This is a genomic window from Roseobacter sp. EG26, assembly GCF_049830555.1.
Classification (GTDB): Bacteria; Pseudomonadota; Alphaproteobacteria; order Rhodobacterales; family Rhodobacteraceae; genus Roseobacter.
The window spans coordinates 37,881-64,229 of sequence record NZ_JBNBLH010000008.1; the positions used below are offsets into that span (position 1 = coordinate 37,881).

Annotated in this window: 26 protein-coding genes; 14 read left to right on the plus strand and 12 right to left on the minus strand. The window is 56.3% G+C overall.

Annotated features, from left to right (window positions below; all coding sequences use genetic code 11):
* Positions 1 to 29: 29 nt before the first annotated feature.
* Complete coding sequence (locus tag ACOTTU_RS17445; RefSeq protein ID WP_425659914.1) at positions 30 to 1,061, minus strand: alpha/beta hydrolase family protein; 1,032 nt, start codon at positions 1,059 to 1,061, stop codon at positions 30 to 32.
* 127 nt (positions 1,062 to 1,188) lie between these two features.
* Between ACOTTU_RS17445 and ACOTTU_RS17450 the strand changes: the two genes are divergently transcribed.
* Positions 1,189 to 2,265 carry a helix-turn-helix domain-containing protein gene (locus ACOTTU_RS17450; protein ID WP_425659915.1) on the plus strand — a complete coding sequence of 359 codons (1,077 nt, stop codon included), beginning with the start codon at positions 1,189 to 1,191 and terminating at the stop codon, positions 2,263 to 2,265.
* A gap of 192 nt (positions 2,266 to 2,457) precedes the next feature.
* The gene (locus tag ACOTTU_RS17455; protein WP_425659916.1) at positions 2,458 to 2,970 is read left to right on the plus strand and encodes a hypothetical protein; all 513 of its coding nucleotides are present in this window, start codon (positions 2,458 to 2,460) and stop codon (positions 2,968 to 2,970) included.
* 182 nt (positions 2,971 to 3,152) lie between these two features.
* Here the strand turns inward: ACOTTU_RS17455 and ACOTTU_RS17460 are convergent, their stop codons facing one another.
* The 7 genes from ACOTTU_RS17460 to ACOTTU_RS17490 form a co-directional block, all read right to left on the minus strand.
* Positions 3,153 to 3,893 carry an ATP-binding cassette domain-containing protein gene (locus tag ACOTTU_RS17460; RefSeq protein ID WP_425659917.1) on the minus strand — a complete coding sequence of 247 codons (741 nt, stop codon included), beginning with the start codon at positions 3,891 to 3,893 and terminating at the stop codon, positions 3,153 to 3,155.
* Positions 3,890 to 5,101 carry an alanine racemase gene (locus ACOTTU_RS17465; protein WP_425659918.1) on the minus strand — a complete coding sequence of 404 codons (1,212 nt, stop codon included), beginning with the start codon at positions 5,099 to 5,101 and terminating at the stop codon, positions 3,890 to 3,892. Before ACOTTU_RS17465 ends, ACOTTU_RS17460 begins: the two co-directional genes overlap by 4 nt.
* 17 nt (positions 5,102 to 5,118) lie before the next feature.
* Positions 5,119 to 6,072 carry an ABC transporter permease gene (locus ACOTTU_RS17470; RefSeq protein ID WP_425659919.1) on the minus strand — a complete coding sequence of 318 codons (954 nt, stop codon included), beginning with the start codon at positions 6,070 to 6,072 and terminating at the stop codon, positions 5,119 to 5,121.
* A 71-nt stretch (positions 6,073 to 6,143) separates the two neighbouring features.
* Entirely contained in the window at positions 6,144 to 7,190 is a 1,047-nt protein-coding gene (locus tag ACOTTU_RS17475) for a substrate-binding domain-containing protein (RefSeq protein WP_425659920.1), read from the minus strand.
* Between the two features lie 20 nt (positions 7,191 to 7,210).
* Positions 7,211 to 8,464, minus strand: a complete 1,254-nt coding sequence (locus ACOTTU_RS17480) for a M20 family metallopeptidase (protein ID WP_425659921.1) — start codon at positions 8,462 to 8,464, stop codon at positions 7,211 to 7,213.
* Positions 8,461 to 9,675, minus strand: a complete 1,215-nt coding sequence (locus ACOTTU_RS17485) for an ROK family protein (protein WP_425659922.1) — start codon at positions 9,673 to 9,675, stop codon at positions 8,461 to 8,463. Before ACOTTU_RS17485 ends, ACOTTU_RS17480 begins: the two co-directional genes overlap by 4 nt.
* Positions 9,676 to 9,918: 243 nt before the next feature.
* Positions 9,919 to 10,689, minus strand: a complete 771-nt coding sequence (locus tag ACOTTU_RS17490) for an IclR family transcriptional regulator (protein ID WP_425659923.1) — start codon at positions 10,687 to 10,689, stop codon at positions 9,919 to 9,921.
* A gap of 218 nt (positions 10,690 to 10,907) precedes the next feature.
* Between ACOTTU_RS17490 and ACOTTU_RS17495 the strand changes: the two genes are divergently transcribed.
* The 11 genes from ACOTTU_RS17495 to ACOTTU_RS17545 all read left to right on the plus strand — a co-directional run bounded on the left by ACOTTU_RS17495 (position 10,908) and on the right by ACOTTU_RS17545 (position 21,493).
* Positions 10,908 to 11,744: a cyclase family protein gene (locus ACOTTU_RS17495; protein ID WP_425659924.1), complete on the plus strand. Its 837-nt coding sequence runs from the start codon at positions 10,908 to 10,910 to the stop codon at positions 11,742 to 11,744.
* Positions 11,744 to 12,097 (plus strand): cupin domain-containing protein, encoded by a 354-nt coding sequence (locus tag ACOTTU_RS17500; RefSeq protein WP_425659925.1) that lies wholly within the window; start codon positions 11,744 to 11,746, stop codon positions 12,095 to 12,097. The genes ACOTTU_RS17495 and ACOTTU_RS17500 overlap by 1 nt, the downstream gene beginning before the upstream one ends.
* A gap of 4 nt (positions 12,098 to 12,101) precedes the next feature.
* On the plus strand, positions 12,102 to 12,887 hold the full coding sequence (locus ACOTTU_RS17505) for an SDR family NAD(P)-dependent oxidoreductase (RefSeq protein ID WP_425659926.1): 786 nt from the start codon (positions 12,102 to 12,104) through the stop codon (positions 12,885 to 12,887).
* Between the two features lie 3 nt (positions 12,888 to 12,890).
* The gene (locus ACOTTU_RS17510; protein ID WP_425659927.1) at positions 12,891 to 13,817 is read left to right on the plus strand and encodes a 3-hydroxyacyl-CoA dehydrogenase family protein; all 927 of its coding nucleotides are present in this window, start codon (positions 12,891 to 12,893) and stop codon (positions 13,815 to 13,817) included.
* 43 nt (positions 13,818 to 13,860) lie between these two features.
* Complete coding sequence (locus ACOTTU_RS17515) at positions 13,861 to 15,141, plus strand: ABC transporter substrate-binding protein (protein WP_425659928.1); 1,281 nt, start codon at positions 13,861 to 13,863, stop codon at positions 15,139 to 15,141.
* A 56-nt stretch (positions 15,142 to 15,197) separates the two neighbouring features.
* Positions 15,198 to 15,926 carry an ABC transporter ATP-binding protein gene (locus ACOTTU_RS17520; RefSeq protein ID WP_425659929.1) on the plus strand — a complete coding sequence of 243 codons (729 nt, stop codon included), beginning with the start codon at positions 15,198 to 15,200 and terminating at the stop codon, positions 15,924 to 15,926.
* The gene (locus ACOTTU_RS17525) at positions 15,919 to 16,626 is read left to right on the plus strand and encodes an ABC transporter ATP-binding protein (protein ID WP_425659930.1); all 708 of its coding nucleotides are present in this window, start codon (positions 15,919 to 15,921) and stop codon (positions 16,624 to 16,626) included. The genes ACOTTU_RS17520 and ACOTTU_RS17525 overlap by 8 nt, the downstream gene beginning before the upstream one ends.
* Position 16,627: 1 nt before the next feature.
* Positions 16,628 to 17,491 (plus strand): branched-chain amino acid ABC transporter permease, encoded by an 864-nt coding sequence (locus ACOTTU_RS17530; RefSeq protein ID WP_425659931.1) that lies wholly within the window; start codon positions 16,628 to 16,630, stop codon positions 17,489 to 17,491.
* The gene (locus ACOTTU_RS17535) at positions 17,488 to 18,516 is read left to right on the plus strand and encodes a branched-chain amino acid ABC transporter permease (protein WP_425659932.1); all 1,029 of its coding nucleotides are present in this window, start codon (positions 17,488 to 17,490) and stop codon (positions 18,514 to 18,516) included. The genes ACOTTU_RS17530 and ACOTTU_RS17535 overlap by 4 nt, the downstream gene beginning before the upstream one ends.
* Positions 18,517 to 18,519: 3 nt before the next feature.
* Positions 18,520 to 19,461 (plus strand): 3-keto-5-aminohexanoate cleavage protein, encoded by a 942-nt coding sequence (locus ACOTTU_RS17540; RefSeq protein WP_425659933.1) that lies wholly within the window; start codon positions 18,520 to 18,522, stop codon positions 19,459 to 19,461.
* Between the two features lie 307 nt (positions 19,462 to 19,768).
* Positions 19,769 to 21,493, plus strand: coding sequence for a caspase family protein (locus tag ACOTTU_RS17545; RefSeq protein WP_425659934.1), 1,725 nt, complete (start codon positions 19,769 to 19,771; stop codon positions 21,491 to 21,493).
* Between the two features lie 99 nt (positions 21,494 to 21,592).
* Here the strand turns inward: ACOTTU_RS17545 and ACOTTU_RS17550 are convergent, their stop codons facing one another.
* From ACOTTU_RS17550 to ACOTTU_RS17565, 4 genes are all read right to left on the minus strand, one after another.
* Complete coding sequence (locus ACOTTU_RS17550) at positions 21,593 to 22,873, minus strand: TRAP transporter large permease (RefSeq protein ID WP_425659935.1); 1,281 nt, start codon at positions 22,871 to 22,873, stop codon at positions 21,593 to 21,595.
* A gap of 9 nt (positions 22,874 to 22,882) precedes the next feature.
* On the minus strand, positions 22,883 to 23,419 hold the full coding sequence (locus ACOTTU_RS17555; protein WP_425659936.1) for a TRAP transporter small permease: 537 nt from the start codon (positions 23,417 to 23,419) through the stop codon (positions 22,883 to 22,885).
* Between the two features lie 64 nt (positions 23,420 to 23,483).
* Positions 23,484 to 24,467: a TRAP transporter substrate-binding protein gene (locus tag ACOTTU_RS17560; RefSeq protein ID WP_298918897.1), complete on the minus strand. Its 984-nt coding sequence runs from the start codon at positions 24,465 to 24,467 to the stop codon at positions 23,484 to 23,486.
* A 51-nt stretch (positions 24,468 to 24,518) separates the two neighbouring features.
* Entirely contained in the window at positions 24,519 to 25,304 is a 786-nt protein-coding gene (locus tag ACOTTU_RS17565; protein WP_425659937.1) for an SDR family NAD(P)-dependent oxidoreductase, read from the minus strand.
* A 217-nt stretch (positions 25,305 to 25,521) separates the two neighbouring features.
* On the opposite strand from ACOTTU_RS17565, the gene ACOTTU_RS17570 reads away from it, so the two are divergent.
* Positions 25,522 to 26,202, plus strand: coding sequence for a GntR family transcriptional regulator (locus ACOTTU_RS17570; RefSeq protein WP_425659938.1), 681 nt, complete (start codon positions 25,522 to 25,524; stop codon positions 26,200 to 26,202).
* Positions 26,203 to 26,349 lie beyond the last annotated feature (147 nt).

A 26,349-nucleotide genomic window follows, 5' to 3' on the forward strand; every position in this document is an offset into this window, starting at 1 on the left:
CTCTCGAACCGGGGCAGGTGGCTACAATCTCAGGATTTGGCAAAGAAATTTATCACCTTATCTATGATCATACGGTGCTGTGCGGCGCGCTGCGCGCCACCATTGGTGCAGATGATTTCATCTCCGGGCGCCTCTTTTGCCAGAAATTCGAAACCGCCGGGTTTGCATTGTCCCAGAAAGTCGAAATGAGAGAGCGTATCTGGCTCGACATAGGCCGTATTCGTTGCAGGCAGCGCCTGCACCAAGGCGCGGGATTCGATATCGAGTGTCAGGCCGGAATTCATGATTGGAGCTCCGAAGATCAGCATTGGCCGGCTGATTTTGTGCAAACTATCTGGCGAGAAACTCTGTGTTCCACCAAGGTCAAAAACCGCAAAGGCGCGGATGCGCGGATCGGAGAGATCGGCCTGCATTTTCGATCTGTCCTCAGGCGTCCTGGCGATCTGCCAGTCTGAGAAGATACCGCACACCAATTCCCCCGGTGTCTCGCGACAAAAGCGATCTATGCGCGCGGGGTCGAAGCGGGCACCGGCAAGGGCCGCAGCAGTAAACCCGCCCAGTGAATGGCCCGCCATGAATATCCGATCTGGATTGACTTCGGCGGGCAGGCTGCCGCCCGTGAGTGCGAAGTCAATTAGCCGGCTGATATCCTTCGGTCGTTGCCAAAGCTCACGACGTTGATCCGGATCGCGCGACCAGGTCGAGGTTCCGGGATGATCGATTGCCGCGATGACATATCCCTGTTTGGCCATGGCCCCCGCGAGCCAGGCCTGATTTAGGGAATTGCCAAACATGCCATGGGATAAAACGACCAAAGGGAAGGTACCCCCGGCAGGTTTTGCATTTCTTACGACGTTGGTACTCACCCAAACTTCGCTTTCGAAATCTGGGCTTGCAGGTTCAGTGGCCTCGGTCGGATACCAGATCAGGCCTTTTAGATTACGGTTTCCCATCGGGTCAGGTATTTCAAGGTCGGCCAGCGCCGCCTGATAGCTTTGGGCCGAAAGGGAGGTCGCGAATGTTATCAGAACAGTGGCGAGAAAGAAAAACAGGTGTCTCATGGAAAACTCCGTATCTGGATACTAATGCCCTGACATCTGAGCTGACAGTTCAATTGAAACAACCTGTTACCCCGCCTATACCTGTCCTCGATCATGATCCCGGACGCTCCCGGCAAAAGGAGGACAGATGGACACGCCCGGGCTCTTCAGTTTTCCGCTGCCACTGCTGACGGCACTATTGTGTGGCGTCATCTCTTTGCTGACCTGGCGGCTTAACCTCGGGGTCAGGCGGGCGAGCGCGACGCTTTCGGTACTTTTTGCCCTATGTGCTCTTGAAGCCGTTCTGGTCGCTGTGCGGTTTGGCTACGGGCAAACGACTTTCATCCCTTTGCAACGCGCGTTACCGATGTTTCTTGGGCCGTTGATGTATCTGGGGTTCGCGGCCATGAAGTTGAGCAGGCAGTCGTTCCGGGGCGCTGTCGCGGTTCATATAGGCGCGCCTATCCTCCTCATGACGCTTTTTTGGATATTCGTTGATGATTTGCGCGCACTCGATATCGTCATCAGTACGAGCTACGTTTTTTACATCGGTTCACTTTTCCTGCTTTGGCGGCGCGGTGCGGATGCCTTGATCCACGCCCGTGTGGAGCTCACTTCGAGCCTTTCGAATTGGATTTTGCGCTGCATTGGTTTTCTGGCCTTCATTCTGCTCCTTGATACGATCATAGCGCTGGATTTCGCCATGAACCGGGGGGCCAACGTCACTAAGCTGATCTCCTATGGGACAGCCGCCCTGATTGTTGTACTTCTGGCGATGATCCTGGCATTGCCGCGGCTGCTTGGGGGGCGCCTGGAAGGCGCGCGCCACCTTCCTCAGACGACCGAGCCACAGGATCCGGAAATCGAAAGACGTCTGGATGCCGTCATGAGGGATCATCAGCTTTTCCTTGATCCCGAGTTGACGGTTCAGCGCCTTGCAAGACGTCTGCATTTGCCTGCGCGCAATGTTTCTGCCGCGATAAACCGGATGAAGCGAAAGAACGTCTCGCAGTACATCAACGAACTTCGCCTCGCCCACGCCGCAAACCTTCTGGTCAAGGGCGAGCAGAGTGTGAAGGACATCGCAGAGGCTTCGGGTTTCATGACGCGGTCGAATTTCTACAGGGAATTTCAGCGGGTCTATGGCCAGTCGCCTACGGACTATCGAAATACCCGATCAAACAGCAGCGCTCTGGCTGGTGATAGAGGCAGTTCCGAGAACTGAACATTCGTATCAGCCTTGATGTGATTGTCGGTCCGGTGCTTTGCGTGATCAGGTTCGGTTCATCCGACCCTATTTGCCCCCGAATTCCAATGCCGGGTGATGGCACCGATCAGGATTCCACGGTGAATTTGACAAAAACCCTGTGCGCTCCCAACCTGTGACCATTGTATTGCTCAATTGAGAGGTGGGATGATGGAAGACGAATCTGCGTTGGATGCCGCCAAACACTCCATGAGATGGTGGAACCGTTATTATCATTTTTTGCTCTATGTGCACTTCTCGCTCGGGATCATGGGAATCCTGGTCGGCGCTCTGATCGCAGCGGATTTTGAGTCAGATATGCTGGTCATGAACCCGCAATTTCTGGGTGTGCTGTCGACTTTGATTGTAGGCGTCGTATCGTTTGTGCAACCCGGCCGCATGGCGAGCGTCTTTTATGATGCCTATTGGCGCATGCGGGTCGCGATACTGCGCCACTCAGAAGGGCAATCTGATGCCGCTGCGCTGGTCGATGCAATTGCGAATGGCTTCACCGCGGTGGCTGAAATACAGCCAGAGTCCCTGGGTACGCTTGAAGCATCTGGCAGGGATGCGTCGGAGGGGGAACTGACAGATCATCAAAAGATGCGCCTCGCCGAATTCCGCGAGGAGCTTCTGAAAGAGAATGCCGAAAGCGAAGAGGCCGAGAAGGTTGACCCGGTGTAGGTGCTGCGTTGAGGATTTCTGGCCCGCACTTTTGCAACGCCGGTCACCGCATGGCCGCCATGATCCAATGCTGGCTCAACCTGCCTCAATATCCATTCCGAAGGCTCGTTTTTGACGTTATTTGTCAATGAGAATGATCGCGGTCGCGGATTTCGAAAAACGCTGACCTCAAGGTTATGCTTTTACGATACGCCCGTAATCATTGAAACGATCTCGTTCTTGTCGGTTTTGGCTGTTTCGCGAATGCCGATCTGCATGCCGCGGCGCAATACGCAAATGCGATCCGACAGTCGGAACACCTGGTCAAGGCTGTGGCTGACCATGAGTATCGCGAGATTTTTGGTTTTGAGGCTGATGATCAACTCTTCGACCCGGGCAGTTTCTGCCACGCCGAGAGCTGCGGTGGGCTCATCGAGCAAGATCAGTTTGCTCGCCCAGTGGGTTGCGCGCGCGATCGCGACGCCCTGACGCTGCCCACCACTAAGATCGCTGATTGTGGAATTTGCAGAAGGGATGCGGATATCCAACTCATCCACCAGCGTCTGAGTTTGCTGGCGCATCCGTGACTTGTCCAACAGGCCAAAGGGTTGTTTGGTCAGTTCCCGGCCCAAAAACATGTTCATGTAAACCGGTTGCTGATCTGCCAGTGCCAGATCTTGATACACAACTTCTATCCCGTTGCTTCTGGCAGAGCTTGCATCCGCAAACGCTGTGGGTTCGCCATCCAGCCGAATGCCTCCAGATGTCGGCGTATGAACCCCTGAAATAATCTTGATCAGCGTCGATTTACCGGCGCCATTGTCGCCGACGAGCGCCACGATTTGTCCGGCGCGCAGATCAAGCGAGAATTCCTCTATCGCGACAACGCCACCAAATGCCTTGTGGACGTTCTGAAGGCTTAGAACGGGTTCTGCATCTGTCATGTCAAAGCCCTCTCCGGCCATCCGGTTGGCCGTCCGAAGATGTATTCGATGGTGGTGACCCGGGGCGATCCGGTACTTACTCCGGAAACGCCGACAATATTGGCTCGCGTCACAAATGCCTGGCCGCGAAACCCGAAAACGACGGTATCACCTGCTTTTGGCTTTATCGGACCGGTGGCATCAATCATTCCGTAGTAGTCAATGGCGGCATAGTCGGGAACTTCGACGCTGGTGAGTGCCGAGGCCGCGCTGGTTGGCGTGGAACTGATCAGCGCTTTGAGATCATATTTCGGGAAGACCGGATCGATATAGAGCCCGCCGCCAAAACAGAAGGCGTTGCCGCCATGATGATGGGAGATTTCGCTCAGATACAAGACGGCGGGATCCTCCGGCAGATCCTCAATTGCATGGAGTGGCGTGGTTCCGTGTAGTGCATTTCCCGGTTCGCATTGGGTGGCGCCTGCGTCTGCCAGTGCTGGCAGGATCACGGAGGAATTTGTTCCGGGCGCGTTGATCTCAATTTGGTCACGCCCGGTTGCGGCCAGCGCTTCTGCGGCACGTGACAGTGTTGCGAGGTTTTGGGTGGGAACAACCTTGCGGCTGTCCTGATCAAACAAAAGCGCTGGAAAAGTAGTGATGCCAGCAAAGGCGGCACCATCCAGGGTGTCGATGAAATCTGCGACTTTCGCCACTTCCTCTGCTGCGAACCCGCCCTCATGGCCCCGGTAGAACGTGTCGCCTTCGGTCTGGATACGGGCCAGCAGGTTTTGAGTGCGCTCACATTTTGCTGCTGCAGCGGCCGCTTCTGTCGCTTTTTGATCACTGAAGACAGTCCAGTAGTCTGGTTTTAGCTGCGCTGCCGCAAACCCGGCATCTCCTCGAGGTACCTGCACAAGATGCCCCAAATGACCGGTTCTAAGACCAGCACGATGACAGGAGATAGCGCAATCCATATCCACCGCCACCGATCTGTCGATACCGCCGCGCTTGACCGCTGCGCAAAACCCGGAATGCCGCCCCACCTGTTTGGTCATGGCAAATGTTTTCATTCCCAGCGACCTGGCCTTGTCGGAGAAATGGCGGGCGTTACGTTCCACCGCGTCCAGATCCAGAACATAGGAATTCGGCGGCAGTTCGCCCGACTGGTGGAGCGCCATTGCAGCCTCGATGAAGCGAGGATTTCGACGCATGAGGACATCTAGAAACATGTGGCGTGGTCCTTTGTTCAGCGTTTGGTGTCGCGCAGCGAAATTGCAACGGCGAGCAAAATGATCAGTCCGCGCACGATCATCTGGTCAGACACCTTCAGGTTCATCAGGATGAGGCCGTTGTTCAGCATCCCCATCAACACAGATCCGACAAGCGCGCCCATGACCGACCCCTTGCCGCCATTGAGAGCCGTGCCACCGACGATCACCGCTGCGATGACGGTCATCAGATCACTTTCGCCCAAGGTATATTTGGCGGCTTGAAGCCGTCCTGCATAAAGCAGTCCGGCAAGACCCGCGCAGGCCCCGCAAATGGTCAGAACATAAAAGCGCACACGCGGCACCTTGATCCCGGACACCTGGGCTGCGCGAGCGTTGTCGCCGGTTGCAAGAACATGCGCGCCAAATTTTGTATGTCGATAAACTAGATGACCAATGATGACGGCGATGGCGGTCCAGATCACCAGAGAAGGTATGGAAAACAGCTTTCCGGATCCGAATATCCCGGTAAATGTTTCGTTGACCACTGGAATGGACCGCAGGTCTGTCATGGTCCGCGCGATCCCTGCAAAAAGCCCCATTGTTGCAAGGGTCACCAGAAAGGACGGTAGCTTGAGATAGGCAACAAGGACACCGTTGAAGGCCCCAATGAAAACGCCCGCAGCAAGGCCGGCGATTACGCCGATCGGCATCGGGTAGTGTTGCATTGTGACGGCCGCCGACAATGCGGCCACGGCAACAATTGATCCAAAACTAAGATCGATCTCTCCGGCGGAAAGAGCGAAGACGAGGCCGACTGCCATGATCGTCGCAGGCGCAGTCTGCAAGATGATGTTGGTCAGGTTGCGTTGTGTCAGAAACCCATCGTCATGTAGGGTTAGCGCGAAAAACAGGAAGATCGCCAAGAACCCGATATAGACGATCCACTGTTGAATGTCCGTGCCGATTGACCGCGATCTAAGACGTTCCATGATCCGATGTCCAATTGAGATGAGGTGGAGAAGACCGATACCGCCCGGTCTCCTCCGCAGGGAGAAAATTGCTATCTGACGCTCTCGGGCGCTTCGATGTTGAGCGACTGTTTCCAACCATCCACAACGTTGTCTGCGGTCACTGTCACGGCGGGCGCCACAATGAACGGCGGCACCTCTTGCCCCAACAGATCAAGGATGCCTGCCGCAGCCATCGCGCGGCCAAGCTCGTAAGCCTCGTCGGCCACAATCGCGGCGACGTTTCCGCCGTTGACCATATCCAGAGCAACTGGTTCGGAGAGATCAAGGGTCACAATCTTTGTTGTTGTATTTCCATTTGCGCGCAGAGCCGCCAGAACGCCTTCAGCCGGTCCGGCCCAGGTGACATAGATGCCGCCCAGATCGGGGTTTCGCAGTAACATCGCATTGGCGATCTCCTCTGCGCGGGCGGGATCGCTGATGCCCTGTTCGGCGACGATGGACATGTTGGGGTAATCGTTTTCGATCGTAGTCTTGAAAGCGTTATCCCGCTGGTTGGTCACATAGTAAGCCGCGTCGTGGTAAATCCAACCAACGGTTCCGGTCTCACCCATTGAGGCAGCCAGCGCATCGGCTGCCTGCTTGCCCATCTGGAAAAGATCATCCGTCACGATTGCAGCATAATCGCCCGGGTGCTGATAGTCAGCTGGCAGGTTGGACAAGAAGACCAGCTTTACACCACTCTCTTTTGCTTCCTTGAACGCCGCTGCGGATGTTACCGGATCGAGGGGCAGCGACAGGATAATACTGGGGTCTTTGATCAAGGCGGTTTCGATATCGCTTCGTTGTTTTGCCGCATCAAACCCGGCACTTGTTGTCGCGACAACTTCGATCCCGAAACGGGCAAATTCATCGGTGGCACCAGCGGTCACAGCGTTCACGAAATCCGATTGATCATGCCAAAGCAGCGCGGCGGTGTGACCTTCGGCTTTCAGCTTTTCCATGCTGTTTTTGGGGACCGTAATTTCGGCCGTGGGCGTGGCGGTTTCACCGCCGGGACCAATGGTCTGCGCAAAGAGTGGCCCGCCTGCCAGCGTCAACGTCAGGCCAATCACTAGGTTCAATAGCTCTCTTCTCATTTTATCCTCCCGGTTGGTTTTCAGTTACAGGTGCCGCAATAGCGCGCGATAAACAGGGCAAAGGCGCGAACTGCCGCCAGATATTCTTCGACGCTGATGCGTTCCTCGAAAGTATGGGCGAAGCTGATGTCGCCGGGCGCGCAGTAAACTGCCGGGCATCCAAGCGTATTCACCAGAAATGGCGTCTCTGACCAATAGGGCGCGCCGCCGATTGCGCCGCCGCCGCTATGAGTGCTTCCGATACAATCCGCGAGCAGCAGCGCCGATGGATGGTCCGGATCAATTTCAACAGGTGAGCCGCCGCAGGGGTGATCTCTTCCTGCAGGATAGTTGATACTGATCGAGATTTCTTCGTCCAGTGTGGTTTCCGCAAGCACGGTCTCCAACTCTGTCACCGCATGGTCGAGATCTTCTTCGGGGCGCAGCTTGCGGATCAGCGAGATTTTGCACTCCCCCGGAACAGCGATGTATCCCCCGCCAACAACTTCGGTGACCAAAAGCCCCGAGGATCCAACGAGGTCATGTTTCGTGCCGCTGGCGAAGGCGGCGTCTAGTTGCCAGAGCGACGCGAGGATTTCACCTGTTGCCTTCAGCGCATCGACGCCGTCTTCGGGGGTTCCGAAGTAGGCCGAGCGGCCAGTCACTGTGATTTCGGCGATTAGGAACCCAATTTGGGCCGTATAGACGTCCAGCGTCGTTGGTTCGACATAGACCGCAAAATCAGGTTTTTTGACCTGCCCGGCCTTGATGCGCGCGACGAGGTCCTTGGCACCGGCGCTGACCCCGGTTCCGGGCTCCCCGCTTTCTTCGTCTCCGACGAAGGCAAAGCTGATTGTACCGGACAGTTTGACGTCAGATCGATCAAGCAAGCGTAGTGCTGCGATTGCAGCGCAAATACCTCCCTTGAGATCGCAGGCACCACGTCCCCATATCTCGTCATCACTTTGGTATGCTGCCCAAGGATTTTCCTGGGGCTGTCCTTTCCAGTGTTCAGACCATCCACGGACATGCACGGTGTCGGTATGGCCGACAAACATCAAATGTGGCCCGTCGCCAAGACCTTCTCGCACCCCCCAGGTATTGGGCCGTCCAGGGAGGAAAGCCTCCATACCAGTTGACATGTCCAAATCACTTAGTTGGTTCATCAAAAAAGACGCGAATGCAGCCTCATTTCCCGTGACGCTTTCATGCCCTATCGCGTCTCGCAAAAGTGCCAGATCAGCTTCAGCGTCCTGAATTTGGATCAGCTTTTGTTCCATCTCTGGCAGAGTCATGCAGCACCTTGCTGAAACGTCTTTAGTTCGGGGGAGGGGACGTCGATCTTGGTGCCGGGCAAGCCCTTCGCAAAAACAGCAATGTGTAAACGTGACAATCCGACGGCGGTTGCACCCGCAAGTGCCGCGTGGCTGCCCAAAGCGGAAGGCTCCAGGGTGATCGGTCTTGGGAAACACTTCATAATCTCAGGTTCAATCAATTCCATTAGTTCAGAGCGTGCGCCGATGGATCCCCCGAGCACCACACAGGAGGGGTCGACAATCGAACAGATCGCAACAACGGCGCGTGCGATGTGTCGCGCAGCGTGCCCCAATGCTTCTTTGGCGATTGTATCCCCCTCTGAAGCGGCCTCAAAAATTTCTGGCACTGTCAGAGAGCGGCCCGTTTGCTGTTGGTAAAAAGTAGTGATCGCCGAGGTTGCAGTGACACGCTCCAGTGCGCCGATGCTGAGGCTTTCATCTTCCTGCGGATCAGCGCCGAAGGGAAGAAATCCGATTTCGCCCGCAGCGCCTGTTGCACCCCTGACCAGCTCGCCGCCAACCACTAGGCCCGCACCGATCCCGGTGCCCACCGAGACAAAAGCAAGATCGTCGCGGTCGGTGCGCTGTGTCATCCAGTGCTCGCCCAAAGCGGCCAGATTAACGTCATTTTCCACAACAACTTCAACGCCCAGTCGTTTCTCGAGCAGGTCGGGAAAATTCAGCGTGTCAATGTCTGCGATGTTTGGAGCCATCCTGATATGGCCGGTTTTTGCTTCCAGGACCCCGGGTACGCCAATAACAGCGATGCGGATTTTTTCTGTTGGTAGCTTTTTTGTATCGGCGACGTTGATGATCAGCCTTGCAATCTGATCCACGACTGCCTCACCACCTTTGACGTCGGTTGGTTCGGATGTCTCCACGACCACTGTACCGGACAAATTACACAGCGCGACACGTACCTTTGTTCCTCCAAGATCAACACTTGCCACGAATGCAGCGTCAGGGACGATTTCGTAGACAACCGCACGACGCCCGATGTTGCCTTCGGTTCGGCCGACGGTTTGCACCCAGCCATCGCTTTCCAGCCGAGAGACAACTTCTGAAACTGTCTGTTTGGAAAGCCCGGTCATCTTGGCAACGCTGGCACGGGAAATAGGCCCATAGCTTGTGATTGCCTGCACGATAGTGCTGGTCGTCACGCGTCTCGAAATCGCCGAAATATCGCTCAAGGTTTAGCTCGCAGATTAGTTCGTCTACCTTCCGAACTAATAAAATTGACGACTTTGTGTCAAGGGAATTTTACTGCCTCGGGCCCGGCTTTTCTTCCGAAGCCCGTCACGGAGCTAAAGTTAATCGCAATATCTGATCCGAAAATGTTCTCGATCCTGATGCTTGGCCTGGCCTTTGCGGGCCATTACAAGCGTCGCACATCTATTCCTTTTCGGCTTTGCGTCTGGAGGTCGGGTGCCGGTCTATCTCCCGCGCCCGCCTTGCATGACCTTCTCGACGGCGCTTGCCGAACGCCGTACAGCGGCTTCGATCTCTGGTTGTTGTCTCAGGAAACGTGTCGTGGGGACCGGTACGGATATGGCGTGCAATTCGCCGGTCCAGTCTTCAAACGCGAACCCTACCGCCGAAATACCGTCTGAGTGCTCATTGTTGTCATAGGCAAGACCGGTTTGCGCAACATGATCAAGTAACCTGCCAAATTCGTTCAGATCGAGGTCAATGCCATTGCGGCCGGCTTCGGCGCTGGCACGCTTCAGTGCGACGTCACGGGGCAATTTTGCAAGACAGGCGCGACCGTTTGCGGTTGTGGTGATCGGGAAGACTTCGCCGACTGAGGACACGGTGCGCAAACGGTGCGTGCCCGGCACCTGATCAATGAAAATCATCTTATCACCGCGAAGAACGGATAGATCTGACGTTTCACCCGTCGCTTGTGTCAAATCGCTGAGCAATGCTCTGCAACGCTCTGCGGTATCATAGCGAGCGGCCTGCGCCAGCGCGCCAAGTTCTGGCCCCAATCTGACGCCGCCGCCTGATGCATTCGAAATCAACAACCGCTCAGTCTGAAGCGCGCCGACGATTCTCTGGACTGTTGAGCGTGGCAACCCAACTTCAGAAGCGATTTGCCCGAGGCTCAGGCCTTCCGGGTGTTCCTTGAGGCTGCGCAGTATCGTCGCTGCACGTGAAATTACCTGAATGCCACTCCGACCGCTTTCGATTTCTTCAGTTCTCATAGGGTCTCCGTGAGGTTTGTCGTTTTCTTGGTCTTACTTCTGCTGCGTCTGGTGTCAAGCAAATAACCGCATTGCGATACAGTAAGGCCGCATTGTAATTATATGTTGACCGTAATGCGATGCATGTGTATCAAAATATTCAATTAGGCTGGGAGGCCCAATCGAACCTTTAAAAACCAACTAACACTGCCCCGGCAGCGAACAGAGGACATGTATCCATGGTGGAAATCCGCGGTATTGAGTTTCAGGCAAATGACAACAACGACATGGGGCTGGAGTTTGTGAACCTCAGCCACCGGTTCGGCTATCAATGCCCGAACTGGCCCTATTTCAAAGACGTCGCCATCGAGCGCAAGCACTACATGGCGAAATCGGGAGTGCTGAGCCAGACCATCACGACGACGATGCATGTGACCACCCATATCGACGCCCCCGCGCATGTGGTGCAGGGCACACCTTTTATCGACGAGGTGCCGCTGCCGCATTTTTTTGGGTCCGGCCTTGTTGTGTCGATCCCGAAGAAGAAATGGGAATCGATCACCGGTGATGATCTGGAGCAGGCCTGTGGTCATGCGATCCGCAAGGGCGACGTGCTGATCATCAACACCGGCTGGCACAAGCAATATGAAGATGGTGATTACTTTGCCTACTGCCCCGGTCTGGTGCAATCCGCCGCCGATTGGATGGTGGAAAAAGGCGTCAAGGTGGTGGGCCACGATACCCAGGCCAACGACCATCCGCTGGCCACCGCAATCGGCCCGCAGCGCAATGGCCCGATCCTGCCGCATCTGGAGGCGGAATATAAGGAATGGTCCGGCGGCAACGACTGGAAAGATGACTTCCCCGAATGGGAACCCGTCCACAACACGCTGTTCTCGAACGGTATTCTTGGTATTGAAAACGTCGGCGGCGATCTCGATGCGGTGACCGGCAAACGGGTGACCTTTGCCTTTTTCCCCTGGAACTGGGACCGCGGCGACGGGTGTATCATCCGCCTGGTTGCGATCACCGACACGGCGCAGGCCTACCGCATCGAAGCCGGAGAGGCCTTCTGATGCATCTCAAGCGTTTCTCCGAGGCAGAGCCCTATGACGCCCCCAACCATTGGGGGGTCGCGGGCTTGCGCCTGCAGGGGTTCGAAGAGGGCGGGCCGGAAAACCAATGGGTCGGGTTCTCGCAATTCCTGCCCGGCGGCGGTGCGGGCCCGGACAGCACGTCCTTCGAAAAAGTCTATATTGTTCTCGAAGGGGAGATGACCGTCGAGGTCGATGGCGCAGAGACGATACTGAGCGCGATGGACAGTTGCACGATAGCCCCGGGCGAGCTTCGTCGCATCGAGAACAAGTCCAACCATATTTGCAAAATGCTGGTCGTGATCCCGTATCCCGATGGCAAACGACCGGAGTAAACCCATGGCGCTCGATAATCCACTTTCGATGTTCGACGTGAAAGGCAAGGTGGCGCTGATCACCGGGGCCTCGGGGGCTTTTGGCGCGGTCGCGGCGCAATGCCTGTCGGGTGCGGGCTGTAAGGTGGTGCTCGCGGCGGGCAATGCCAATGCGCTGGCCGATGTCGCCAAATTATGCGCCGGTGAAGTCCACCAAGTAAACGCCCGCCCCGAGAACGAGAAAGCCTGTGCAGAGATGGTGGATGAAACCGTCAGGACCTTTGGCCGCCTCGACATTCTGGTGGTGGCGTCGGGCATGAACAAAGTTGCCAAGATCGACGACATGGAACCTGAGACGTTCGACAACGTCATGGACGCCAATGTCACGCAATCCTGGCTGATTGCGCGGGCGGCGACCCGTCAGATGAAAGCGCAGGGCACAGGCGGCAAGATCGTCTTTGTCTCCTCCGCCCGCGGCCTCTTGGGCCATCCGGCAGGCTACACAGCCTATTGCGCGTCAAAGGCGGCGGTGGACGGTATGACCAAGGCGCTTGGCTGCGAGCTCGGCCCCACCGGGATCACGGCGAACGCCATTGCGCCCACGGTGTTCCGCTCGCCACTCACCGCGTGGATGTTCGAAGACACGCCCGAGGCAACGGCAGTGCGGGATGGCTTTCTGGCACGCGTGCCCAAAGGTCGCTTGGGAGAACCGGAGGATCTTGCCGGACCTCTTTTGTTTCTCGCGTCAAAGGCGTCTGATTTCTACACCGGGCATATTCTTTATGCCGATGGCGGATATACGGCGGGCTGATCAATGAGGAAGAACTGTCAAACTGCTGTGATTGGTGCGGGTCTTATGGGCCACGGCATTGCGCTGACACTGGCGCGCGCCGGACAATACGTCTGCCTCACCGATCCGAATGAAGATGCCCGGGAAAGTGTCTCTCGTCGGATCTCAGAAAGCCTGCGGGCGCTTGGCGAAACAGACGACCGTATCGCGAAAATCCTCAAGAAGATCGAAGTGTCGAACTCGATTGCGGCGGCAGTTCGGAACGCTGAATTCGTATTTGAAGCCGCGCCGGAAAAGCTGGCACTGAAGCAAAGGATCTTTGCAGAGATTGAAGAGCATGCGCCTGAAACCTGCATTCTGGCGTCCAATACCTCAGTGATGCCCATCAGCCGGATCATGAGCGGGTTACGTCTCAAGACCCGTGCACTTGGCACTCATTGGTGGAACCCGCCCCATATGATCCCGCTGGTGGAAGTCGTCTGTACCGAATGGACCGATGATGAAGCCGCGAAAGAGATGATCGCTCTACTGGATGACGCTGGAAAGACGCCTGTACGCGTCCAGAAGGATGTGCCCGGTTTCATCGGTAACCGGTTGCAGCACGCGCTTTGGCGCGAGGCGGTCAGCCTCGTAGAAAATGGCATATGCGACGCGGAGGCTGTTGATACTGTCATCAAATCAAGTTTCGGGCGCAGACTTGCGATACTGGGACCTTTGGAGAACGCCGATCTTGTGGGCACTGATCTGACGCTGGATATCCACGAAAACGTTCTGTGTGATTTGGAGAGCCGACGGGCTCCTTCACCCTATCTTGCCAAGCTTGTCGCACAGGGGCGGCTTGGCATGAAGTCGGGGCAGGGATTTCGCAGTTGGACAGAGGATGAAGCCGAAGCGGTGCGCCAGCGTGTGGCCCGGCATCTCAAGCGTCTGGACGGGATTCTTCTCGACTGACGCTGCAATAAACCGGTTAAACTACCGGATAAGGGAGGAAGATATGACAACGAAGATCACATCATGGTCGCGCCGGCGGTTCCTGGCGGGCAGTGCTCTGACACTTGCGGCCCCCGCTGCTCTGACCAGCACCCGCGCCTATGCCGCCAATCCGGTCATCAAGGTCGGTCACGTCAGTCCGCGCACCGGACCTCTGGCGGGGTTTGCGGAAGCCGACGACTACGTGCTCGAAGCCATCAATCAAGCCTTCGCTGCGGGTCTGGAAAACAATGGCAAGATCTATACTGTCGAGATCATTTCAAAGGACAGCCAGTCGAACCCGAACCGTGCCGCTGAGGTGGCCGCTGATCTGATCCTTGGCGACGAGGTTGACCTGATTGTGGCGGCTTCGACGCCCGACACCGTTAACCCGGTGTCGGATCAGGCGGAAATCAACGAAGTCCCTTGCATCACCACGGACTGCCCGTGGCAACCCTATTTCTTCGGGCGCAATGGTGTGCCGGGCGAAGGGTTTGAGAACACCTACCACTTCTTCTGGGGGCTGGAGGACGTAATCGGCGCGTTTCTTGACATGTGGGGCAAGAGCGGCGTCGCCAAGAACATTGGCGGCCTTTTCCCCAATGATGCGGACGGGAATGCCTGGGGAGATGCCGAACTTGGCCTGCCCAAACCGCTTGCTGCGGCAGGTTACAATCTGGTCGATCCCGGACGTTTCCAGCCGCTTTCAGATGACTTCAGCAATCAGATCGCAGCGTTCAAATCTGCCGGATGCGAGATTGTTACCGGCAATATGATCCCGCCAGATTTCGCGACCTTCTGGGCACAATCAGCTCAGCAAGGGTTCACACCGAAGGTCGTGACCATCGGCAAAGCGCTGCTTTTCCCATCTGTTATCGAGGCTCTTGGCACGCGTGGCGACGGGCTGACCTCCGAGGTCTGGTGGTCACCCAACCATCCCTTCAGTTCATCGCTTACCGGGGCAACTTCCAAAGATCTGGCGGATGGCTACACGGCAGCCTCCGGGCGGCCCTGGACCCAACCCATCGGGTTCAAACATGCGCTCTTCGAGGTGGTTGCCGATGTGATCAAACGGGCCGAGGATTTGGATGATCCTGCTGCAATCGTTTCGGCAATTGCGTTCACGGATCTGGATACGATCACCGGAAATGTGAATTGGGCAAACGGGCCGATCAACAACGTGACCAAGACCCCCCTGGTTGCCGGTCAATGGCAGCGGGAAGGCGATGTGCTCGATCTGAAGATCGTAGCCAATGCGGCAGCGGCCACCATTCCGATCACTGGGGATCTGAAACTTCTGTCCTAACGATCCGTGCAGCGGCTGTGATTTCGGATGCCGCGCGTATGTAAAGACGAGGAATCATGGCAGCATTTTTACAACTCGATCAGATTTCCAAGGCGTTTGGTGCCGTGACCGTGGCTGACGCGCTCAGTTTCGATGTTCAGTCGGGTGAGGCGCTTGGTGTGATCGGTCCCAATGGTGCCGGGAAAACATCAATGTTCAACCTGATCACCGGAACATTGTCGCCGAACTCTGGCAGAATCCTCTTTGACGGGCGTGACGTGACGAGAAGCAGCGCTGCCAAGCGCTGCCGTGCCGGAATGGCCCGCAGCTTTCAGGTGCCGCAGCCCTTTTCGGGCATGACAGTGTTTGAAAACGCGATGATCGCGGCCACGCAGGCAGGTGGAATGCAGGGGAGAGCGGCGGAACAGTTCTGCCTCGACGTGCTGCATCAAACCGAGTTGCTGGACCGTGCCAACACACTCGCGGGAGGCCTCACACTATTGGGGCGGAAGCGGTTGGAACTGACGCGCGCACTTTGCGCCAGACCTAAGCTTTTGATGCTGGATGAGATCGCGGGTGGTTTGACAGAAGCGGAATGCGGCGCGCTCATACAGACCATCCGGGACATCCATGCGCGTGGCGTGACGATCATCTGGATCGAGCATGTTGTGCATGCTTTGCTCGCCGTCGTCGACAGGCTGATCGTGATCGATTTTGGCAGGAAGATCGCGGAAGGCGCACCCAAGGCCATCATGGAAAGCCCCGAGGTTCAGGAAATATATCTGGGGATCGAAGCCGATGCCTGACCCAATTCTGACGCTCCAAGGCTTGAATGCGTTCTACGGCGATTTTCAGGCTCTTTACGGCATTGATCTGGAGGTTGCAGAGGGCGAAGTCCTTGCGATCATCGGGGCCAATGGCGCGGGCAAGACCACCCTGATGCGGTCAGTCTCGAGCCTGACGCAAAACAGGCCAGAGATGGTGCGCTATCGGCGTGAGGACATCGGTGCGCTCAGGGCAGATGAAGTCGCAGCAAGGGGCATTGCCCTCGTGCCCGAGGGGCGACAACTCTTCCCGTCGCTGTCGGTCGAGGAGAACCTGATCATCGGTGGCCAGATTGGCCGTAAGGGCCCTTGGTCCTTGCCTGCCATCTACAAGCTCTTTCCCATTCTGGAGGAACGTCGCCACCAACAGTCGACGTCGCTGTCAGGCGGTCAACAGCAGATGGTGGCCATTGGCCGCGCCCTCATGGCCAACCCGGACCTGATCCTCTTCGACGAGATCAGCCTCGGGCTGGCGCCGATCATCATCAAGGACATCTATGCCGCCCTGCCTGGCATCATCGGGGAAGGTATGAGCGCGCTCATCGTGGAGCAGGATATTACCAAGGCACTTGCCGTTTCATCGCGTTTCTATTGCCTGCAAGAGGGGCGCGTCTCACTGGAAGGGACATCTGCCACCATTGCCCGCGAGGACATCTCGCGCGCCTACTTTGGGGTTGCGTAACATGGAGTGGGTCAATGCCATCGTACAAGGCGCATTACTGGGCGGTCTTTACGCGCTGTTTGCAGCTGGCCTGTCGCTGATTTTCGGGGTCATGCGTCTGGTGAATATCGCCCATGGCGATTTGATTGTATTGGGTGCCTATCTGGGTCTATCGGTCACGACTGTTCTTGGGCTACATCCCCTGCTTGCCCTGATCGTTGTTGTGCCGATCATGGCTGCTTTTGGCTACGTGCTCCAACGCGGTATCCTGAACCAGACATTGGGCAAAGATATCCTGCCGCCCTTGCTCGTGACCTTTGGGCTATCGGTGATTATTCAAAACGCGCTTCTGGAAACCTACTCCGCCGATCCACAAAAGCTGAACGCGGGTGCGTTGGAAACGGCCAGCGTTGCCGTCGGAAGTCTGTCAATGGGCCTGCTGCCGCTGTTGACCTTCGGAATCGCCATCGCCGTGATTGCCGCGTTGCAATGGACTTTCTATCGCACAGCCCTTGGTCGCGCTTTCCGGGCCACGTCGGACAATCAGGAAATCGCGCAACTCATGGGTCTGAACCGGCGCCACATCTTTGGCCTTGCCATGGCGCTTGCCCTGGGTGTGACGGCCATCGCCGGCATCATGCTGGGGATTCGTACCAGCTTTGACCCTTCGATAGGTGGCAGTCGCCTGATCTTCGGGTTTGAGGCCGTCATCATTGGTGGGCTTGGTAATCTTTGGGGAACCCTTGTGGGCGGCGTGATCCTCGGCGTTGCGCAGGCCATCGGCGCAAAGATCGACCCGGGTTGGCAACTTCTGGCGGGTCATATCGCCTTTTTGGTGATCCTTGCCCTGCGTCCCAATGGGCTGTTCCCGAGGATCAACGGATGAACTTGTCAAATCTCCACGTCACCCGCACATCTCGGGCCGCTAAGGCTGCTGCCGTAATTGGCGCCCTGTTCCTGATCGTTTTAATCGCCGCCCCGTGGTGGGCGGGACGAGCAGACATGCGCCTGATGGGGGAGTTGTTTCTCTACCTCGCCCTCGCCAGCCTCTGGAACCTGATGGCTGGATACGCGGGCCTCGTCTCGGTCGGGCAGCAGGCCTATGTCGGTTTTGGCGGCTACATGCTTTTTGCGCTGACCATCTTCGGCGGTATCCATCCGCTTGGGGCGGTCGCCCTCGCGGGGGTTCTTGGCGCGCTCGTGGCCGTGCCGGTTGCGCTTTTGATATTCCGACTGAGGGGTGCCTATTTCGCCATCGGCACATGGGTCATCGCCGAGGTTTTCCGCCTGTCCTTTGCCCAGGTCTCCGCACTGGGGGGCGGGTCCGGATCATCGCTGCCGGTGGGCATCGTGAAATCACTGGCGGCCTCGCGGTCGGGTCGCGAACATCTGAGCTATTGGCTGGCCCTTGGGTCAACGGTCATTGTCATCGCGGCCGTATATCTGCTTTTGCGATCACGCAACGGGCTGGCCCTGACCGCCATTCGTGACAATGAGTTAGCGGCGGGATCGCTTGGCATCGACATCTGGCGCACGAAGTTCGTTGTTTATGTCGTAACCGCTGCGCTGACGACCATGATCGGCGCGCTGATCTTCCTGCAAAAACTTCGTATCTCGCCGGATGCTGCGTTTTCGGTCAATGACTGGACGGCCTTCGTGATCTTTATCGTTGTGATCGGTGGGATCGGCACAATTGAAGGACCCATCATTGGGACTTTGATCTTCTTTGTTCTGCGCGAAACACTTGCGGATCTCGGCACGATCTACCTCATCGTCCTAGGCGTCGTCGCAATTGTGATCATGCTGAAAGCACCAAACGGTATCTGGGGCTTGATCCGCGGCCGCTTTGACATCGAGCTCTTTCCCTTGAGTTTCCGTGTCAAGACAACCCATCCTTCGAAGAAAGGCTGACCCATGGTCAAACAGAAACGCAAGACGATCATCACCTGCGCGGTAACGGGCGCTATTCACACGCCCACCATGTCGGACGCTTTGCCCTTCACCTATGACGATATTGCCCTGCAAGCTCTGGATGCGGCAGAGGCGGGGGCGTCAATCCTTCACTTGCACGCGCGTGACAATGAGACCGGTGCCCCATCTGTCGACGTCAACGACTTCAAGCCGTTTCTGCCGCGGATCAAACAGGCGACGGATGCCGTCGTGAATATTTCGACCGGTGGATCGCTGAGCCTTTCCATCCAAGACCGGGTCACGCCAGCAAAGACCTTTTCGCCCGAAATGTGTTCCCTGAACATGGGGTCGATGAACTTCTCGTTTCACCCTCTCGCGGGGCGTTACAAGGATGAGGATTGGAAGTTCGATTGGGAAAAAGACTACGTCAAGAATTCAGACAGGAATATTTTTCGCAATACGTTCCGGGACATCAAGGAAGCGGCCGACACGCTTGCGCCCCATGATGTCAAATTTGAACATGAGTGCTACGACGTTGGACATCTCTACAATCTGAGGTTCTGCATGGACATTGGGCTTTTCAAAGCGCCCGTATTTATCCAGTTCATCTTTGGCATCCTGGGCGGGATCGGCCCCGAGGTCGACAATCTGGTGTTTATGAAGCGCACGGCTGACAGGCTCTTTGGTGATGATTACCGCTGGTCTGTGCTCGGGGCAGGGGGTGCGCAGATGACACTTGGTGCAACGGCCAGCCAGATGGGAGGCAACGTACGTGTCGGACTGGAAGACAGCCTGTTCATTTCGCGCGGGAAACTGGCGGACAGCAACGCGGAGCAGGTCGCAAAAATACGGCGCATCGTAGAGGATTTGGGTTGTGAAGTCGCGACACCGGATGAGGCCCGCGAAATTCTTGGTCTTAAGGGTGGAGATCGCGTCGCTTTTTGATCTCCAAAGCCGATTGCGGCCCGTGGTTCTGATCTGAACACCATATGGTAGAATTGCACAAACGGCACCCGTGCCATTGCGGAGCAAGTGACCTCCTGCGAAGATGCCGAGGTGCAGAAATTGGGGACGGCTTAGGCGAAGCTAAAGCGTAGGCGATGTGCGGTATCTGCATGCGCCGGTTACATCAAAACATGTATCAACCTGTCGCCACACGGAGTACGGGAACACCGCTATTGACGCGGGCAGTCCTGCTGCTGCACTATTTACCCCATTATTATGTTTATTTATTGTCCCGGGTGGTTTTGTTATGACACTCAAACTTGATGTTCAGTCTTCAGCACTTGACGATGAAGCCTTGTCCAAATTCTTGGAACGGCTCAACAGTGATTTGAACGAAACAGCTGGTGTAAGCTCCACGCGCGCGACGCGGCTACCTGCGACCGGGGAGCGGGCGTTTGAACTGCTGTTGGATCCGCAGCTTTGGATCGAAGTCGGGCAGTCAGCAGCGGTATCCGCTCTTGTTGGCGTTCTCAAAGCCTATGTGCTGCGGGAAAGGAGCGTGTCGTTCCAGCTACGCGCAGAAGATGGTGCGGAAGTCATATTTAACGCCAAGAATTTCAGCGAAAAGCGTGTTTTTGATATTTTGTCGCGATTGACGCCCGGTTTTGCCGAAGCGCCAACGTCCTTTGATGAGGCAACAATGCCAGAGGTAGAACCTGTTCGGCCATTCGAACCGGGGCGAAAGACATCTCAAGCACGGCGGAGCGGACAAAAAACCGCAATTGTTATCGGAATGGACCGTTTCAAGGACCCGGAGCTTGAGGATCTGAGTTACGCCCGGAACGACGCGACAGCCCTGCATAATCTGCTGCAGGGAGAGACCGGGGAGCAGTTCGATCACGTTGAGCTGATTACCAAGGGCAATCATATGGCGGCTCTGACCCGTATCGAAGAGATAACGGCTGGGACCCGCCGTGATGACCTTGTGCTGGTCTATTATGCGGGCCATGGGTTGGTGCGCAATCAAAAGCTCCATCTTGCTTTTGCTGATACGCGCGCCGGTCTCGTTCATTCCACGGCGATGAAATATGGAAATCTGCTGGATGTGATCGAGCAGGCGCCGGCACGTGCGCGACTGGTCATCCTTGATTGTTGCTATGCCGGTGCTGCTGGAGAGGAAGCCCCGCGCTCGGCTCTAGGAGAGCAACTCAAGATGGAACTGGGGGCAAGCAGTCGCACGCTTGTGATGACCTCGGCCACAAGCACCCAGGTGGCTCGCGAGGAGCAAGGGTACCGGCACGGCGTCTTCACAAAGCATCTGCTTGACGGGCTCAAGGGTGCTGCCGACCGCAACGGCGATGGATCGGTCGATACCCGCGAGCTGTTTGACTATCTGGAAGAACAGATGCAGGCCGAGCATCTGCAAAAGCCACAAAAGTTCAATTTCTCGGGCATCGGTGCCGTTTCCCTGCGCAAAACCGGGCTGCATCCACATCGTGATCTGGCACGGCGCATGCGCAAACAGGTCAATGACCTGCAACACGATGGAACCCTTTCCGAAGGTCAGTCAGACAGCTTGAACGGGCTTCTGAAGCTCAATCTAGATCAGATGAATTCGGTGCAGCGTCGGTGTTTCCAGTTGCTGCAAACCCATCTTGAAGGTGACTTCAAGCCGGGCCTTTTCTTTGATGAATGGGATCGACTGGTCACAACCAAGCGGCCTCAGGATGACGCGCAAAAAAAGCATTCTACGTCAGACGAGTCTCCGGCCATGAAGCTTGGACGCAAGTTTGCTCATATCAAGGCTGGCACGAGTGAGACAATTTCCTCGACCATGAAGACCGCAAAGAAAACCGCGACCCAGCGCCAAAGCGGAGATGAAAAGACCTCACATCATGCCCAAAGTGGCGCCAAGCCGGAAAAACGGCCTTGGGGTGCGCTGGATGGCTGGAGCAAGTTCATGCGCGTTTGCAGCTATATCGGGTTATTCTTCGTTGGTTTGTTCGTTTTGGGGATTATCAGCGGCTTGTAAAATTGCGAGGCCAGCTGGATTGGCAGTATTCCAGCCGATGAAGTTGCCCAGACATCATATGAATTGAGAACCCGGTCCCGCAGAGGCGACCCACACGCGTCACTCAAGCAATCGGGGCATGGTAAGCGAGATCGCCGGGATGAAGGTGATCATCATGAGGGCGCTGAAGATGGCCAGATAGAATGGCCAGATGGTTTTGACGGCTTTTTCCATCGGCAGTTTGCCGACCGCACATCCGACAAACAGGCAAGCTCCAACAGGTGGTGTGCACAGGCCCAGTCCGAGGTTGACCATCATAATCATTCCGAATTGCAACGGGTCTATGCCAAGGCTGTTTGCGACTGGCAGGAAGATTGGCGTGCAAATCAGGATAAGGGCGGCCATGTCCATGATCATGCCAAGAACCAGCAACACGACATTGATCATCAGGAGAATGAGAATGGGATTTTCGGTCATTCCCGTCAGCAAGGACACCATTTGATCAGGCACCCTGTAAAAGGTGAGCATATAGGCAAAAGCGCCGGCACAGGCGATCAGGATCATCACCATGCCGGTCGTTCGCACGGATTGAGATACTGCCACGCAGAATGTACGCCAGGTAATGCTTCGGTAGATCAGCAGCGTGACGACAAATGCGTAGATTGCACCAAAGGCACCTGATTCAGTGACCGTGAAGATCCCGGAGAGTACGCCGCCCACAATTATCACCGCTGTGAAGAGGCCCGGAACCGCGGCGACGAAGCTGATGGCCAGCGCCTGCCATCCCGGAAAAGTCTCCGCCCGGTAACCTCTGCGGACCGCGACGATGTAGGCCGCGACCGCGAGACAGAGGCACATCAGGATGCCCGGCAGAACGCCGGCAAGGAACAGCTTGGAGATCGAGATACCACCCCCCGCAGCGATGGCAAAAATGATCATGTTGTGACTTGGGGGGATGACGATGCCCGCAATCGAAGAGGTGACCGTTACGTTGACGGCATAATCGGCGTCGTAGCCTTTTTCCTTCATGACCGGGATCAAAATGGACCCTAGTGCCGAGATATCGGCTACTGCCGAACCCGAGATGCCGCCAAAGAGCATCGAAGAGAACACATTGACGATGCCAAGACCCCCGCGAACGGCCCCAACGGCAGCAGAGGCAAAACGAACGAGCCGCGCTGCTATGCCGCCATGAAACATCAGCTCTCCGGCGAAGATAAAGAAAGGGATAGCCATCAGCGAAAAGACATTGATGCCCGAGATGATCCGTTGGAACCCGATCATCAGTGGCAAACCTTCATACCAAAAGGCCGCGATCGCGGAGATGCCAAGAGCGAAGGCCACAGGCACACCAATGACAACGCAAATCGCGAACATGCCGAGGAGAACGAAAAGCCCCATTCCTAGTTCCTACTGAATTTTAGCGCTACGGGTGTCGCGACCGAGCATCAGGCGCATCAAGTGCCCCAGAGTGAAAAGCAGGATCAGTGCTCCGCCAACAGTCAGCGGCAGTGAGCGCAGACCTTCGGGCAGCTGGATCAACGGTATTTGGGACCCCCATTTGAACAGTGTGAGTTTGGCGCCCTGCCAAAGCATCAGAATTCCGAAGCCCGCGAGGAGCAGATCGCTCAGCACAATCAACGCCTGTCGCAGGCGATCTGGGAGTGGATTTCGAAACGCGGTCACGGAGAGATGTGTGTTTTCATGGATGCCAACCGCAGCACCTAGAAAGGCGATGATCATGACCAGCAATAGTGCGGCTTGCTCAACCCAGGTCGGCGTGGCGTTGAGCACGTATCGACCGAAGACCAGCCACCCGAAAATCACCGTCAAGACAACCAGTGAAACGCCGGTGATAATGCGGCAACCATATGCAATCGCATCTAAAACCGTTTCGAAAAGCGATAGGAGCCGCGACGTATCTCTTTGTAGTTGGGTTCGAAACATCTGAAAACTCCCCGCATGCCACGCGCCCGACCTACATCGGCGGGCGCGTGGGGTTTTGTCAGGCTTAGTCAGTGGCCTGGATCAACTCGACGAGCGGCCGCAGGTCAGGATTGCTTGACAGATATGTCTCGTAGACGGGTGCCATGGCTGACTGAAACGGGCCCTTGTCCGCGATCACATTGACGGCAACACCGCCGTCTTCCACCATCTTGCGGCTGGTGGCTTCGCGTTCTGCCCAAAGCTGGCGCTGGGTCTCCGCGGATTCCAGGGCGGCCTCTGTTACGGCGGTTTTAATTTCGTCAGAAAGCCCATTGTAGACATCTGCATTGATACAGATGCATTCCGGAATGATCAGGTGCTGGCTCAAGGAGTAGTAGCCCGCCACCTCGAAGTGACCGGTGGATTCGTAGGAGGGCCAGTTGTTTTCCGCGCCATCTACAACGCCTGTTTTGAGCGCCTGATAAACTTCGGCAAAGGCCATGGGCGACGGATTTCCCCCAAGCTCGGAGATCATCCCGGAGTAGAGGTCGTTGTTCATCACACGCACTTTCATGCCAGCGACATCCGCCGGTGCGTTGATGGGCTTTGCGCCGTTATAAAACGAGCGCGCGCCGGCGTCATACCAGGCCAGAGGCACGAGGCCTTTCGCGGCCATGCCGGCTGCAATTGCCTTACCGCCCTCACCTTCGAGGACCCGGAACATGTGCGGTACGTCTTTGAAGATGAATGGCAGAGAGACAACATTTGCCTCGGGAGCGATGGGACCAATTGGCCCGAGGTTGAAATTACCGATCTCCAATCCGCCGAGACGTACCTGCTCGATGGCGTCTGGCTGGCTTCCCAAGGTGCCGCCATGAAACATCTGAAGCGTGATTTCACCGTCGGTTTTTTCGGCCAACAATTCTGCGAATTTATCCATCGCAATGGTGTTTGGGTATCCGTCCGTGTGGATGTTCCATCCACGCCAGTCGGCGGCTGCAGCCGCGCCGCCAATCATAGATGCAGCCGCAATGGCCCCCAAAAATGTTTTCGAAAGTTTCTGGTACATGTCTTCCTCCCTGGAATAATGAACTGTTGTGTGAGGTCCGGCCGCAGCCGATTACGAAAAGAGCAGACCTCCGTTGATGTCGATGTTGGTGCCTGTGATGAATGCAGCCTCGTCTGATGCGAGATACGCAACCAGATTGGCCACGTCCTCTGACGATCCTTCGCGTTTGAGCGGCGTTATGTTCGCCACATGACTACGCACTTCGTCTTTGGTGAAGGTGTTGTGGAAATCGGTATCGATCATGCCGGGGCAAACCGAATTGACCCTGATCGTCGGTCCGAGCTCTTTCGCCAAGCCCCGGGTCATGGTCATCACCGCGCCCTTTGAGGCCGCGTAGGCCACAGCGCCCGGGCCACCGCCATCGCGACCTGCCTGGCTCGCGAGCCCGACAATGGCGCCTCCTCGCGACATATGGGGCAGAACTTCTTTGATAACGCGCATGAACGATGTTGCGTTCAAATCCATCACTTTGTTCCAATGCGCGACGTCCATTTCAGCAATGGTCTTTCGTGCCACCAACCCTCCGGTCACATGGACCAACACGTCGATCCGTTTGCCAAAGGTTTGCGTTGTCTGGCTGATCAGCCTTGTCACATCGTCGGCGGAGGTCATATCGCCCCGGCAAGCGATGGCATTGCCGCCATTTGCGGTGATGGTCGCAACAGCACTTTCGGCCCCTTCTGATGACGCGTGATAATTGATGACGACGGATGCGCCTTCAGTGGCCAGTTTCAATGCGCAGGCGCGACCAATGTCTCGGCCACCGCCGGTGACAACCGCTACCTTGTCGGCAAGCGGGAGTCGCACTCCATTCGTTGCATCATCCGTGTTGCTCATTGCCGGTGGTCTCCAATGCTCGGATCGGTTCAGTTTTTGCCGCGCAGAAGGCTAGCTGTTAGTAGATCGTGATTGCGTCATTTAGACGACTAGTATACTAGTATTGTCAACCACTTTATTCGGCTCGATCCCGCGGGTTCTACCAAACGCAGTGGGCGTTTGGATTTGACGATCTTTTTGGGTAAGGCGCGCTGCGGCAGATAACTAAAGGCATGAAATGCAAAACATCACAGATGTATTCGAACGACGGACCACGACGGATTTGGTTTTCGATCAATTGCTTGAGGAGATCGTGTCCTTGCGGGTGTTGCCTGGTGCAAAGTTGTCAGAGGCAGAAATCGCGAAGCGTTTCGGGGTCTCGCGGCAACCGATCCGGGACGCGTTCAACAGGCTCGAAGCTCAGGATTTATTGCTGATCCGGCCGCAAAAGGCCACCAAGGTGCGCGGGTTCTCACTTGAACGCATCGCACATGCGCGATTTGTCCGGCTCGCCGTTGAGCTGGAGGTTGTTCGCAGCGCGTGTGCGGGTTGGACACCCGAAAAATCGAACGTTCTTGAGAAAAATATTGTTGAGCAACAAGACGTACTCGATCGCGGGCAACCAGAAGGCTTTCACGCCTTGGACTACGCGTTTCACAAGCTGATCTGTGAATTGGGAGGGCATCCCTTAGCCTTCAACACGATCCAGGAGTGCAAACAACGCATCGACAGGCTGTGTGTTCTAAGCCTTGGTAGACAAAGCGAAGCCAGGACGTTGCTGAAAGATCACATGGATTTGGCACAGGCCCTCAACCGGCGCAATGCGGATGAGGCGGCGGCAATAGTGCGTCGTCATCTGGCCCGTCTGGATGACACGATCGCCGACATTCACGCAAAGCATGCAGAATACTTTGAGTAGGTCGAAGGGCGCTTGGAAAGGTTACCCGCCATTATCAAACGACTTCCGATCTTCCCAACTGATTCCGGTGTGCAACGACAGGTATTGGCAGATCATGCCGATTTGGGCGGTGATGCGCATATTCGTCATAGGCTCTATAAATCCACG